We start from the raw sequence: 12,281 nt of genomic DNA on the forward strand, positions 1-12,281 counted from the left end.
TTTAATCACTTTTTTAAAGTAAAAATTGTATCATATTAAAACTTCATTAACAAGGTGAAACTTTGAAAATTGTTTTAATGTTTTTTTTATTTAGTATCAGTCTTTTTGGTGCTGATTTTATCACTCTTAAAGAATACTCTAAAATGCTTTATGAAAATCCAAGGGGCATTAGTTGTAAAGAATGTCATGGAGCAGATGGAAGCGAACAAATTTTAGGATATTATATGAAAAATGGTATTAAAACAGCTTATAAAGTTCCAAGTATACAAAATCTTAGTTTTGAGAATTTTAAAAATTCTCTTAATCAGAGTAAAGACGCAAAATCAATCATGCCAAATTACTCTTTAACAAATGATGAAATTGTAACTTTATATAATTACATCAAGCAATTTAGCAAGGAAGAAAAATGACAAACAAAAAAGCTTTTAAAGAAGCGTGTAAATTCATCGCAGGTGGTGTAAATTCTCCAGTTCGTGCTTTTGCAAATGTTCAAAGTGAGCCAAAATTTATTTCCCATGGAAAAGGTGCTTATATTTTCGATATAGATGGAAATTCTTATATAGACTATGTTCAAAGCTGGGGGCCTTTGCTTTTTGGACATTGCGATAAAGATATACAAAAAGCTTGTCAAAAAGCACTTCACAAAGGTTCAAGTTTTGGAGCTCCGACTTTATTAGAAACTGAACTTGCCAAGCTTGTTTTATCTGATTTTCCTCATTTAGAAAAGATCCGCTTTGTAAGCAGTGGAACAGAAGCAACCATGAGTGCTATTCGTCTTGCCCGTGGTTTTACTAAAAAAGATAAAATTTTAAAATTTGAAGGATGTTATCACGGGCATTCTGATTCATTATTAGTGAGTGCAGGAAGTGGTGCTACTACTTTTAACTCTCCTAGTTCTTTGGGTGTTTTAGAAGATGTAGCTAAACACACTTTAGTAGCAAAATATAATGATATAAATAGCGTTAAAGAGCTTTTTGAAAAAAATAAAGATATTGCATGTGTTATCATTGAGCCTATTGCTGGAAATATGGGATTAATTCCAGCTAAACAAGATTTTTTGGAAGAACTTACTAAGATCTGTAAAAACAATCAAACTCTGCTGATTTTTGATGAAGTAATGAGTGGATATAGAGCATCTTACCTTGGTTCCTATGGAATCAATCATATCCAAGCAGATATAATTACTTTTGGTAAGGTAATAGGAGGTGGTCTACCTGCAGCAGCGTTTGCTTCTAGAGCTGAAATTATGGATATTTTAAGTCCTTTGGGTGGAGTTTATCAAGCAGGAACTTTAAGTGGAAATCCTTTAGCAATGGCTGCAGGCATAGCAAGTCTTACAAAAGCCAAAAAGAAAACCAAGCTTTATGACAAGCTTGGAAAATTAGCAAAAAAACTTACTCAAGGAATGAAAAAACTAGCAGATGAAAAAGGACTTCCGCTGCAAGTTTGTCATGTAGGTTCTATGTTTGGATACTTTTTCACCAAAAATCCTGTATCAAACTACCAAGATGCATTAAAATCTGATCTAGCATTATTTTCAAAATTTCACAAAAATATGCTTGAAAATGGAATTTATTTAGCACCTTCTCAATTTGAAACAGGCTTTATATGTTCAAAAATGGATGATAAAATTGTAGATACAACATTAGAAGCTGTTAGGGAAAGCTTTAAAAGAATATGAGCAATATTTTAAAAGAAGAAAAAAATCACTTAGAAAATTCCAACAGCAAAAGACAAAAAATCATTCGCAAAACTCTTGAAGCTGCGGATGGTTTAAGTCTTGGCATCTCTATGGTTGTTGCTGTATTTATAGGTGTGGGAATAGGATATTTGCTTAAAAAATTTACTCCTTATCCTTGGCTTTTTTGGCTTGGAGTTTTTTGGGGGATCAGTGCTGCTATACTTAATGTTTACAAAGCTTATAAAGTTCAAGTAAAAAGCTATGAAGAATTTAAAGAAAGAGATAAGTTGATCAAAGAAAAAATTCAAAAAGAAAAGAATAAATAATGGAACATAAAAAAGCTCTATTTTATATTTTTGCCATTATTCATTTATTTTTTTGGATCATATTTTCATCATTAAATCATTTTAAATTAGATACATTTTTAAGCTATGAAATAGCTTTTTTTAGTGTTTTATTGATTATTTTTACTTCTTATTTAAATTATAAAAAAGTCATTATAAAAAAATCAAAAAATTATGAAAAAGATTTTAATTTCATTTCATCGCTTTTTATCAAAAAAAAACAAAATTTATCAAAAATTATTCATTTTAAAGTTCTAAAAGACGATTTAAAGCCAAATATTAAAGAGAAAATCCATTTTTTTGCTATGTTTTTTACTCTCTTTAAATTGATGGCTTATGTGATATTGGTTGCTGGATTTTTATTTTTACATCGCCAAGATAAATTAGATATCTTTGCTTATATTTGTGGAATTTCATCCTTGCTAGTTTGTGTGTTTATTTTTATTTTATATATAAAAAAGTATGAGTCCAAAAAAAATTATTAAATCAATGACAGCACTTTTTGCTGGTATGGCATTTTTATTTGCAGGTAATGCCTTGATAGTAAGCTCTATAGGTGTTATATTAAAAGAAAACGGAGAAAGTTCTTTAGCTGTTGGAGTGGTAAGTTCTTGTTTTTTTATAGGCGCTCTTGTTGGAACCATCAGTGCTCATAAAATTATTTCTCGTATAGGTCATATACGCTCTTTTGGGCTATTTGGGGCTATTTTTGGAATTTCAGCTATGCTTCATACAGTAAGCGAAAATCTTATTTTTTGGGCTATTTTAAGATTTTTCATAGGGATTTGCTACTATGGTCTTTTAATGGTCATAGAATCATGGCTTAATGAAAAAAGCAAAAATGCCATTCGATCTAGAATTTTAGGTTTTTATGAAATTGTTTTTTATCTTGCTTTTGGTATTGGAGTTTTAATCATAGCGTTAAATTTAAGCAAACATAGTGTATTTATTCTCAGTGCAACTTTAATTTTACTTTCATCTTTGCCTTTAAATTTGATTAAAATCAAAGAACCTGTTTTGCCCGCATCAAGTCCTATTTCTATACCTAAAATTTTTGATATAGCCCCTTTGGCTATCGTCACAAGCTTTATAGCCGGAATGCTTATAAATGGCTTTTTTTCTATGGCATCTTTATTTATACTTTTGCAAGGTTTTGATGCAAAAGCGGTTTCTTATTTTATATTTTGTGGGGTTTTAGGTGGTTTTATTGCACAAACCATCATAGGAACTATTTCAGATAAACTTGGTCGCAAATTTGCCATTATCACTTGCGCAAGCATAGGATTTATCACTATGCTTATATTTATCTTTTTTAAACTTCACTTGCATATGCAATATTTTTTAGGAATTACTCTAGGTATAGGAATATTTTGTTTATATGCTTTAGCACTTGCTAGAGCAAATGATGTTTTAGTAAGCAAAAATAAAGGCGTAGAGTTAGGTCGTGGTGTTCTTTTTTGCTATTCTTTGGGCTCTTTGTTTGGCCCTTTAATTTTAGGTTTTTTAATGCAATACTTTGAAATCAAAGGTTTTATATGGTTTTATATAGTTTCTTTAGCATTTTTAATTCTTTTTGCTATCAATAAACCAAATATTTTAAATAAAAAATTTAAGAAAAAGCCTGGAAATATGGTGATATTTGATGATTAATACTCAACTAGCAAGTCAAATTGCCAATACGCAAAAAAATGATTTAAAAGTAGATAACTCTACTTCAAAAGATAAAACAAATTTAAAGGACAATCCAAAAGAAGCACTTGCACAAGCTTTAAAGCAAAACTTAGGTTTAAGCAAGGACGCTAGTAGTGAAGAAATACTAGCAAAATTTGTTCAAAATGAAACAGGCACCAAATTAAAAGAACTTGTTAATAAACTTTTAGATCAAATCAATGCTCAAAAAAATCCCGATTCCCCTGTACTTAAACAAGGAAAAAATTTAAATTTAGCTCCTAATTTTGCTAATGAATTAAAAACTTTAAGCACAGAACTTGCAAAAAGCGATACTTTTACACAAGTTTTAGACAGATTAAATCAAATTTTAAAACCTGCCAGTGAAATAAAAAACAATAACTTAGCTCCTTTGTTTAAAAATTCAGGCGTATTTTTAGAAGCTAAATTAAAAGATGCTCTAAACGAAGAATTACTACCCAAAAGTTTTCACTCTCTTTTAAGTACAATCAAAGGTCTTAGTAGTGAAAAACTAAGTATTCAGATAGCCCAACTTGCAAATGCAAATTTAAACCCAAAAGACACTTTAAAAGAATTAAAAAATATTATTAATTCTAGCAAAAATGAAAATAAGCAAATTTTAAATCAAAGTTCTTTTAAAGCACTTTTAAATTTAAGTTCTAAATTGGAAAATTTTAAAAATTATATAAGTAAAAATCCCAGTCATGCTCAAGAAAAAATCACCCCTATAGCTAATAAAATTTTAAAAGAATTAAATTCCATCAAAAATGATTTTTTCAAAGCTCTTAATAAGCCAGAAAATTTAATGATAAAAGATCCAAACATCCTTAAGCAAACTGCTACCGCCTTTGAAAAACTTGAAAATACTTTAAAAAATATACTAGGCAATCAATCTTCTAAAATACAAGATAAAGAAAATATTTTAGAAAATCTTTTAAGTAACAAAGAAAATATCAAAGAAGAAAAACTTAATCATAACACAAAAAACCAAGATGAAGAAAAACATATAAAAGCATCAAAAGAAGATGAAAATTTAGATTCTGGTATAAAAACCCATGAAGAAGATACCCAAGATACAAAAAATGATATTCAAAACAATGAAACAGAAAATAAGCCAGATAATGATATAAAAAATTCTACTCTAAACCAAGAAAAAATTAAAGATGAAAAACAAGAAAAATCAAAAGAAAATATCAAAGAAAATCCAAAATTTTATGAAACAAAAATAGAAAACAAAACTTCAATCAATACAAATACCAACACTTCAAATCCTAACACAAACAATACGCAAAATTTAAATAATACTCAAAATATTCAATCTAACAATAACCAAACTATGCAAAATATTTTTAAAAATCAGGAATTTATAAAACAAAATACTGTAAAAAATTTAGCATTTAATGTAGAAAATTTAGATCTAGAACAAGTGCAAGATTTAAGTAAAAATTTAAACAATCTTTCTCGTAGACTTAATGAAAGCTTGAAAGAACTTGAACCCTATACTCAAAATGCCAAGCTTAATCAAGCAGAACTTAAAAATCTCGAACACAAACTCAATCTTTCTACCAAAGATCTAGCGCAAATTAAACCAAAAACAGAACAAGATATAGCTGAATCTTTACATCATGATGTAAAATCAACACTTTTGCAAATTTCAAATTTAGCTAAAAATGAAGGCAATGAAGCTGTATACAATCAAGCTAATCGTCTTTTAGCGCAAATTGAAATCAATCAGCTTATGTCTTTAGCTAATGATTCTATAAATACTTATCTGCCTTTTTCTTGGGATGATTTAAATGATTCTAAAATTATGTTTAGACGCGGAAAAAAGGACAAATTTTTTGCTCAGATTAAACTCGAATTTGCAAAACTTGGGGATTTAGAAATTCTTATTTCTTTAAATAATGAAAAATATATAGATATTAATATTATGGCAGAAAATATTGAATTTAGAAAAACCATCTATGAAAATGCCCATGAGCTTAAAAGAAATATCAATAAAGCAGGACTTTTAAGTGCAAATTTCTTTGTAGGTGATATCATAAGAAGTAAATTTGATACTAGAAATATGAAAAATTTAGATCTTGAAATGGGTATGGATAAAAAAGTATGAGCAAAATTAAAAGATCGATTAAAAAAGCTGTAGCTCTAGGCTATCAAAAAGAAAAAAACTCTGCACCAAAAGTGCTTGCAAGTGGCAAAGGCGAAAGTGCTGCTAAAATTATTTCTTTAGCCAAGGAACACGGAGTTCCTATTAAAGAAGATGAAGATTTAATAGAAATTTTAAGCAAACTTGACTTAGGCGATGAAATTCCACCTAATATGTATAAAGCTGTAGCTGAAGTTTTTGCCTTTATCTATCAAATGGCAAATAAAACTCCTAAAAACTAATCCGCTATTTTTTCTCCAAATTTAATACCCTGCCCTGCTTTTAAATTAAAAGTTAAAAGTCCTTTTTGAGAGATTAAAACTATAGTAGAACCCAGTTCAAAATTTCCTAGTTCTTCGCCTTTTTTTAGATTTAAATTTTCATATTTTCTAGTAAAATTATGAGAAATTTTAGCATTGGTTTGTATGCTTATATCAAAATTAAAACGCATTTTTCCTACATTTTGCGCTCCTACAAAAACAAGCCAAAAAATACCTTTTTCATTTTGACATTTCAAACTTACTCTTTCATTTTTTACATATAAATTGCTAATGCGTTCTAAATGTTTTTCATTTACACTATAAAGCACTCCACTTGTGTAAGTTGCGCTTAAAATTTGCATATCACAAGGGCTGTGATAACGATGATAATCTTTTGGAGAAAGATAAATATTGACATAATCGAGCCCATTTTTAAGTTCATCTTTTTCAAAACTATCTTTTAAAAGCTCCTCAACGCTATAAGTATGTCCTTTTATAGAAAAAGCAAAATGTTCTTCATTTGCCAAAAAAGTACTTCCACACTCTAAAATTTTACCATCGCTTGGGCTGATAAAGCCCTCTTCAAGTTTTCTTGGAATTTGCAAAGTTCTTGTAAAAAGAGCATTTAAACTCTCGTATTCACAAGGGGCTTTAAATTCACTCATATCGATATTAAAATACTTAACATAATTTTCATTAATAACTTTTTGTATCATTTTAGGAAATTTAACCCCTGCTACAAAACCAAAAAGTCTCGAACTTTCTTTCGAAAAACTCATTTTTTTCCTTTTAAATTTAAAATCACTATTTCACTTGGGGCAAAAACTCTAAGACTTGGTCCCCAAAATCCTGCTCCACTGCTCACATAAAGCTTAGTTTTTTCTCCTAAATCATAAAGCCCATGAACAAAACCTTGCTGAAGTTTAACTAAAAACATAAAAGGAAAAATTTGTCCTCCATGAGTATGCCCGCTTAAAACAAGATCAAAATCACTTAAATCATAAAGCAAAGCTGTTTTGGGTTGATGTGTGAGTAAAACACTAGGTTTGCTTGTATTTAAATCCACTTTTATTCTTGCTAAATCAGGAGCATATAAACCCTTATCAAGTCCGGCTAAATCCCCAAGTCCAGCAATATTTATAAAATCTAAATCTAAATTTTGATTGACTAAAATTTTCATATTAGTATGTTTTCTAAGCAAATCCAAAACTTCATTGATACCATGATAATACTCATGATTTCCCAAGGCATAAAAAGTTCCATAAGTGGAATTAAAATCATTAAGTTTTGAGATGTAATTTTTTAAATCTTTAGGATTAGTATCAATCAGATCTCCTACTATTACAACCATATCAGGACTTTGCAAATTCACTTTAGTGATGAGCTTATCTAAAAAATTTTCATGCAAATTTTTACCCAAATGTATATCAGTAAGCATGACAATTTTTAAATCTTGTTTAAGATTTGGTATTTCAACATCAACACTCTTTACTTCAGGTGTTTTTAGAGCATTATTTATACTTATATAAATTAAAAACACACTTAAAACTATAAGAGAAAGCTCAAAAATCAAACGCAAAATAAGATTATATTTTTTATCTCTTTTACCCATAAGAGCTAAAATCAATTTAATAAAATCCCAAGCTAAAGTCATAAAAAACAAACAATAAGTCGGCGCATAAAGCATGGCTAAAATTTCATACCAAGTATCACTTAAATATTCATCTCTACGAAATATTAAAAACACAGCTTGGGCTAAAAAAAGCACAATAAAAATAAAGGCAAAAATTTTATAAAAATACTTAAAAAGAGTAATTTTCTTGATTAATCTTTTATAAATATAAACATTTGCTAAGCCAAAAATCAATAATACAATGAAAAAAAAAATTAAAAATATCATAAAAGTATTATAACCAAGTAAAATTAAATATCCGTATAAATTTTTCTGTTATAATAAACTTTTAAATAATTTTAAAGGCTATAAAATGTACCGTTTTGCACCTTCTCCCACAGGTGATATGCACATAGGAAATTTACGCGCAGCAATTTTTAATTATATCTGTGCAAGACAAAAAAATATGGATTTTATCTTACGTATTGAAGATACTGATAAGGCTAGAAATATAGCAGGAAAAGAAGAAGAAATCAAAGAAATTTTAAATCTTTTTGGTATTTCATGGCAGCATTACTATATACAAAGTGAAAATTTAAAATTCCATCGCCAAATGGCTTTAAAACTTATAAGTGAAAAGAAAGCTTTTGCTTGTTTTTGCACCGAAGAAGAACTTGAAGCAAAAAAAGAGCTAGCTAAAAAACAAGGTAAAGCTTATCGCTACGATGGCACTTGTGAAAAACTAGCCGATATCGATGTTTTAGAATGTGAAAAACCCTTTGTTATCCGTCTTAAAAAACCTACTCACACTATGAAATTTACAGATTTTATCAAAGGTGAATTAAGTTTTGAACCTGAAAATATAGACTCTTTTGTGATTATGAGAACGGATAAAACTCCAACTTATAATTTTGCTTGTGCGGTTGATGATATGCTTGAAAATGTTACTTGTATTATACGCGGAGAAGATCATGTTTCAAACACTCCAAAACAAGAACATATCCGCGCAAGTTTAGACTATAACAAAGCCATAACTTATGCGCACTTGCCTATCATTTTAAACGAAGAAGGTGTTAAAATGAGCAAAAGAGAAGCACATTCTTCTGTAAAATGGCTACTTGAAAGTGGAATTTTACCTAGTGCAATCGCAAATTATCTTATCATGCTAGGCAATAAAACTCCTTGTGAAATTTTTACCTTAGAAGAAGCTATAAAATGGTTTGATATTTCTAAAGTTTCAAAAGCTCCAGCAAGATTTGATCTTAAAAAACTTTTGCAAATTAATCGTGAACATATCAAAATGATAAAAGATGATGAGCTTAATAAAACTTTAGATTTAAACAAAGATCTTGCACAACTTGCTAAATTTTACACTCAAGAAGCAAGCACCACAAAAGAACTTAAAGAAAAAATGCGAGCTATTTTCAACACAAAAGACTTTGGAGAGTTTGAAACAGAATGTAAAATTTTAAAAGAACTCTTAAAAGATATTGAACTTTTTGAAAACTATGAAGATTTTAAAAATGAACTTTTAAGCAAAAGCGGCTTAAAAGGTAAAAAATTTTTCATGCCTTTAAGGATAATTTTAACAGGAAATATTCACGGACCTGAGCTTAGCGATCTTTATCCTTATATTAAAAATTTTATTCACGAATTAGCAAGGATTTAATTATGGTTATAGACTCTTTTATTATTTCTATTTTTCAAGTACTACAAATTGTCATTAACATTTATACTTGGATTATTATTATCACGGCACTTTTAAGCTGGGTAAATCCTGATCCTTATAATCCTATAGTGCAAATTTTATATAAACTAAGCTACCCTGCTTACGCCTTAGTTAGAAAAATTCCAACACGCATTGGTAATATTGATCTTGCACCTTTGATTATAGTCTTAGCATTGCAGTTTCTTGGTATTTTTCTTGGGAATATCTTAAGGAGTATATTGTGATAAAAAAAATACTCGTTTTTTTATTTATTTTTTCAAGTTTAAATGCTACACAATATAGCATAGAAAAACTCAAAAAAGAAGAAAATTCACTTGCTAAGGATTATTATATTTATAGGCTTTTAGAAAAAAATAAAATCAGTAAAAAAGATGCACAGGATTTAAATTCTCATATTTTTCGCTATATAGGAAAAATTAAATCCGAACTTGAAAAAATCATCCCTTTAAAGCCTTATATCAACCCAAAATATGCTAAATGCTATACCTATACAGCAAATACTATCTTAGATGCAAATTTAACTTGTCAAAGTGTGCGCTTAAATTCATTAGTTTTTATAGCGAGTTTAAATTCCAAAGACCGAACTACTTTAGCTCAAACCTTTGAAAATCAAAGACCTGATTTGACAAATTTATTGCTAGCTTTTAATACTTCTGATCCTATGAGCTATATGGTACAAAAAGAAGATATTAATGGTTTTTTTAAACTTTATAATTATTCTAAAAAATACGACTTAGATTTAAATACAAGTTTAGTCAATAAACTACCAAACCACATTGGTTTTAAAGATTTTGCACAAAATATTATTATTAAAAAAGAAAATCCAAAATTTAGACATTCTATGCTAGAAATAAATCCTGAAAATGTAAGTGAAGATTCTGCTTTCTATTTAGGAGTCAATGCCTTAACTTATGATAAAACAGAGCTTGCTTATGACTTTTTTAAAAAGGCGGCTCAAAGTTTTAAATCGCAAAGCAATAAAGACAATGCTATATTTTGGATGTGGTTGATTAAAAACAATGAAGAAGATTTAAAAACTTTATCGCAAAGTTCTTCTTTAAATATTTATAGTCTTTACGCAAAAGAACTTACTAACACACCTTTTCCAAAGATAGAAAGCCTTAATCCAAGCAAGAAAAAAAATAATTTTAATATGCAAGATCCTTTTGCTTGGCAAAAAATAAACAAACAAATTCGCGATGCTAATGCAAGTCAACTAGATGTCTTGGCAAAAGAATTTGACACACAAGAAACCTTGCCTATTTATGCTTACATATTAGAACGCAAAAATAATTTTAAAAAACATTATTTTATAATGCCTTATTATGACAATATAAAAGACTATAATAAAACAAGACAAGCTTTAATTTTGGCTATTGCCAGACAAGAAAGTCGTTTTATTCCAACTGCTATTTCAGTTTCTTATGCTTTAGGCATGATGCAATTTATGCCATTTTTAGCCAATCACATAGGAGAAAAAGAATTAAAAATTCCAAATTTCGATCAAGATTTTATGTTTAAACCTGAAATAGCATATTACTTTGGAAATTATCATCTAAATTACCTTGAATCACGTTTAAAATCTCCACTTTTTGTCGCTTATGCTTATAATGGTGGTATAGGATTTACTAACCGTATGCTTGCAAGAAATGATATGTTTAAGACGGGCAAATTTGAACCTTTCTTGTCTATGGAGCTAGTTCCTTATCAAGAAAGCCGAATTTACGGAAAAAAAGTTCTAGCTAATTATATTGTGTATCGACATCTTCTGAACGATAGTATAAAGATTTCGGATATTTTTGAAAATTTAATTCAAAACAAGGCAAATGATCTAAACAAATCTTAGCTACAAGCCTAGTCTCTTCCTTGACACTAGGAAGAGATACTTTAAAATAATCAGTATAGTTGTTTTGTATTATATATTTTAAATACTCATCATCCAGTTTTTCAATATTGGCTTTTTTATTATTGATAAAAACTTCTAAATTTTGAATTTTTAATGTATTTGGAGTAAAAGACAAAGCCAATACATCATCTTTACTTGTTTTATCTAGAATTGGGTTTAAATAAGACATGGTTACAATGGCATTAATCTTATCTTGTGTGATTTTGTATTTTTGAGTAAACATTAAAGTTTGAGATTTTAAATTTGTATCCACAATCGCCTGATCTTTTAAAGAACAAGCTCCAAGCAAAAAAGCACCTAAAATTACACTATAAATTTTCATTCTTTTTCCATATTTTTTAGTATTATTGTAGCCTTTTAACCCTATTTTTTGGTTTAAAAAGATATAATTTTACAAAAAAAATTAAGAGTATATTTTATGAAACAACTTATCATAGCTTTTAGCGGGCCTTCAAATTCAGGAAAAACTACACTTATTACCAAAATAGCTGATAATTTTTTGCAACAAAATTTAAAAGTTTTAATCATTAAACACGATCCTGCCGATAAAGCTCAATTTGATTTTAACGGTAAAGATAGTTTTAAATTTTTTCAAAGTGGAGCTGAAGTCATGGTTTTAAGTCCTACAAGAACAACTTTTTTTTCTCATGAAAATAGAGATATTTTAAAAGCTTTAAAATTAAGCCCTGATTTTGACATTTGTTTGGTTGAAGGATTAAAAACTCTTGATTTACCACGCATTAGTGTATTTTGCAAAGAAATTGATGAAAGTTATTTTACTTTTTCAAACGCCATTGCAAGCTATGAAAAAATTTCTCACCCTTATCTTACTTGGCTTGATTTAAACGATATACAAGCTATTTGTCGATACATACTTAAAAATGCTAAAAATTTACAAGGAGAATTATAAA

14 protein-coding genes are annotated in these 12,281 nt (G+C 28.5%); 11 read left to right on the forward strand and 3 right to left on the reverse strand.

Going from position 1 to position 12,281, the window contains the following annotated elements; all coding sequences use genetic code 11:
* Positions 1-62: 62 nt before the first annotated feature.
* The 7 genes from AJN64_RS00995 to AJN64_RS01025 are packed head-to-tail and all read left to right on the forward strand — an operon-like array spanning position 63 to position 6,105.
* Positions 63-410 carry a c-type cytochrome gene (locus AJN64_RS00995; RefSeq protein ID WP_002852485.1) on the forward strand — a complete coding sequence of 116 codons (348 nt, stop codon included), beginning with the start codon at positions 63-65 and terminating at the stop codon, positions 408-410.
* The gene (gene hemL / locus AJN64_RS01000) at positions 407-1,681 is read left to right on the forward strand and encodes a glutamate-1-semialdehyde 2,1-aminomutase (RefSeq protein ID WP_070292550.1); all 1,275 of its coding nucleotides are present in this window, start codon (positions 407-409) and stop codon (positions 1,679-1,681) included. The genes AJN64_RS00995 and hemL overlap by 4 nt, the downstream gene beginning before the upstream one ends.
* Positions 1,678-2,007 (forward strand): AtpZ/AtpI family protein, encoded by a 330-nt coding sequence (locus AJN64_RS01005; RefSeq protein ID WP_004315509.1) that lies wholly within the window; start codon positions 1,678-1,680, stop codon positions 2,005-2,007. The genes hemL and AJN64_RS01005 overlap by 4 nt, the downstream gene beginning before the upstream one ends.
* Positions 2,007-2,510 (forward strand): hypothetical protein, encoded by a 504-nt coding sequence (locus AJN64_RS01010; protein WP_053872927.1) that lies wholly within the window; start codon positions 2,007-2,009, stop codon positions 2,508-2,510. The genes AJN64_RS01005 and AJN64_RS01010 overlap by 1 nt, the downstream gene beginning before the upstream one ends.
* On the forward strand, positions 2,488-3,675 hold the full coding sequence (locus tag AJN64_RS01015; protein WP_053872926.1) for an MFS transporter: 1,188 nt from the start codon (positions 2,488-2,490) through the stop codon (positions 3,673-3,675). Before AJN64_RS01010 ends, AJN64_RS01015 begins: the two co-directional genes overlap by 23 nt.
* Positions 3,668-5,827: a flagellar hook-length control protein FliK gene (locus AJN64_RS01020; RefSeq protein ID WP_053872925.1), complete on the forward strand. Its 2,160-nt coding sequence runs from the start codon at positions 3,668-3,670 to the stop codon at positions 5,825-5,827. Before AJN64_RS01015 ends, AJN64_RS01020 begins: the two co-directional genes overlap by 8 nt.
* The gene (locus AJN64_RS01025; protein ID WP_002852641.1) at positions 5,824-6,105 is read left to right on the forward strand and encodes a FlhB-like flagellar biosynthesis protein; all 282 of its coding nucleotides are present in this window, start codon (positions 5,824-5,826) and stop codon (positions 6,103-6,105) included. Before AJN64_RS01020 ends, AJN64_RS01025 begins: the two co-directional genes overlap by 4 nt.
* Here the strand turns inward: AJN64_RS01025 and AJN64_RS01030 are convergent.
* Both AJN64_RS01030 and AJN64_RS01035 read right to left on the reverse strand, forming a co-directional pair.
* Positions 6,102-6,902 (reverse strand): phosphatidylserine decarboxylase, encoded by an 801-nt coding sequence (locus tag AJN64_RS01030; RefSeq protein WP_002861486.1) that lies wholly within the window; start codon positions 6,900-6,902, stop codon positions 6,102-6,104. The genes AJN64_RS01025 and AJN64_RS01030 overlap by 4 nt on opposite strands.
* Positions 6,899-8,023 carry a metallophosphoesterase gene (locus AJN64_RS01035; RefSeq protein WP_053872924.1) on the reverse strand — a complete coding sequence of 375 codons (1,125 nt, stop codon included), beginning with the start codon at positions 8,021-8,023 and terminating at the stop codon, positions 6,899-6,901. Before AJN64_RS01035 ends, AJN64_RS01030 begins: the two co-directional genes overlap by 4 nt.
* 85 nt (positions 8,024-8,108) lie before the next feature.
* Here AJN64_RS01035 and gltX point away from each other — a divergent pair, with 85 nt between their 5' ends.
* The 3 genes from gltX to AJN64_RS01050 are packed head-to-tail and all read left to right on the forward strand — an operon-like array spanning position 8,109 to position 11,310.
* Entirely contained in the window at positions 8,109-9,404 is a 1,296-nt protein-coding gene (gene gltX, locus AJN64_RS01040; protein ID WP_044780349.1) for a glutamate--tRNA ligase, read from the forward strand.
* A 2-nt stretch (positions 9,405-9,406) separates the two neighbouring features.
* Positions 9,407-9,688, forward strand: coding sequence for a YggT family protein (locus AJN64_RS01045; RefSeq protein ID WP_002852501.1), 282 nt, complete (start codon positions 9,407-9,409; stop codon positions 9,686-9,688).
* Positions 9,685-11,310: a lytic transglycosylase domain-containing protein gene (locus AJN64_RS01050; protein ID WP_074469977.1), complete on the forward strand. Its 1,626-nt coding sequence runs from the start codon at positions 9,685-9,687 to the stop codon at positions 11,308-11,310. The genes AJN64_RS01045 and AJN64_RS01050 overlap by 4 nt, the downstream gene beginning before the upstream one ends.
* Here the strand turns inward: AJN64_RS01050 and AJN64_RS01055 are convergent.
* Positions 11,207-11,692 (reverse strand): hypothetical protein, encoded by a 486-nt coding sequence (locus AJN64_RS01055; RefSeq protein ID WP_053872922.1) that lies wholly within the window; start codon positions 11,690-11,692, stop codon positions 11,207-11,209. The two genes, AJN64_RS01050 and AJN64_RS01055, sit on opposite strands and share 104 nt — an antisense overlap.
* A 96-nt stretch (positions 11,693-11,788) precedes the next feature.
* Between AJN64_RS01055 and mobB the strand changes: the two genes are divergently transcribed.
* Complete coding sequence (gene mobB / locus AJN64_RS01060) at positions 11,789-12,280, forward strand: molybdopterin-guanine dinucleotide biosynthesis protein B (protein ID WP_053872921.1); 492 nt, start codon at positions 11,789-11,791, stop codon at positions 12,278-12,280.
* The last annotated feature ends 1 nt before the right edge of the window (position 12,281 follow it).

The sequence above is a fragment of the Campylobacter sp. BCW_4332 genome (assembly GCF_001763175.1).
Classification (GTDB): domain Bacteria; phylum Campylobacterota; class Campylobacteria; order Campylobacterales; family Campylobacteraceae; genus Campylobacter_D; species Campylobacter_D jejuni.

Bases quoted from the DNA above. Each gene is read 5' to 3' on its own strand.
- AJN64_RS01035 (WP_053872924.1), bottom strand. From the start codon at position 8,023: ATGATATTTTTAATTTTTTTTTTCATTGTATTATTGATTTTTGGCTTA.
- hemL (WP_070292550.1), top strand. From the start codon at position 407: ATGACAAACAAAAAAGCTTTTAAAGAAGCGTGTAAATTCATCGCAGGT.
- AJN64_RS01005 (WP_004315509.1), top strand. From the start codon at position 1,678: ATGAGCAATATTTTAAAAGAAGAAAAAAATCACTTAGAAAATTCCAAC.
- AJN64_RS01030 (WP_002861486.1), bottom strand. From the start codon at position 6,902: ATGAGTTTTTCGAAAGAAAGTTCGAGACTTTTTGGTTTTGTAGCAGGG.
- AJN64_RS01015 (WP_053872926.1), top strand. From the start codon at position 2,488: ATGAGTCCAAAAAAAATTATTAAATCAATGACAGCACTTTTTGCTGGT.
- AJN64_RS01055 (WP_053872922.1), bottom strand. From the start codon at position 11,692: ATGAAAATTTATAGTGTAATTTTAGGTGCTTTTTTGCTTGGAGCTTGT.
- AJN64_RS01020 (WP_053872925.1), top strand. From the start codon at position 3,668: ATGATTAATACTCAACTAGCAAGTCAAATTGCCAATACGCAAAAAAAT.
- mobB (WP_053872921.1), top strand. From the start codon at position 11,789: ATGAAACAACTTATCATAGCTTTTAGCGGGCCTTCAAATTCAGGAAAA.
- AJN64_RS01045 (WP_002852501.1), top strand. From the start codon at position 9,407: ATGGTTATAGACTCTTTTATTATTTCTATTTTTCAAGTACTACAAATT.
- AJN64_RS01025 (WP_002852641.1), top strand. From the start codon at position 5,824: ATGAGCAAAATTAAAAGATCGATTAAAAAAGCTGTAGCTCTAGGCTAT.
- AJN64_RS01010 (WP_053872927.1), top strand. From the start codon at position 2,007: ATGGAACATAAAAAAGCTCTATTTTATATTTTTGCCATTATTCATTTA.
- gltX (WP_044780349.1), top strand. From the start codon at position 8,109: ATGTACCGTTTTGCACCTTCTCCCACAGGTGATATGCACATAGGAAAT.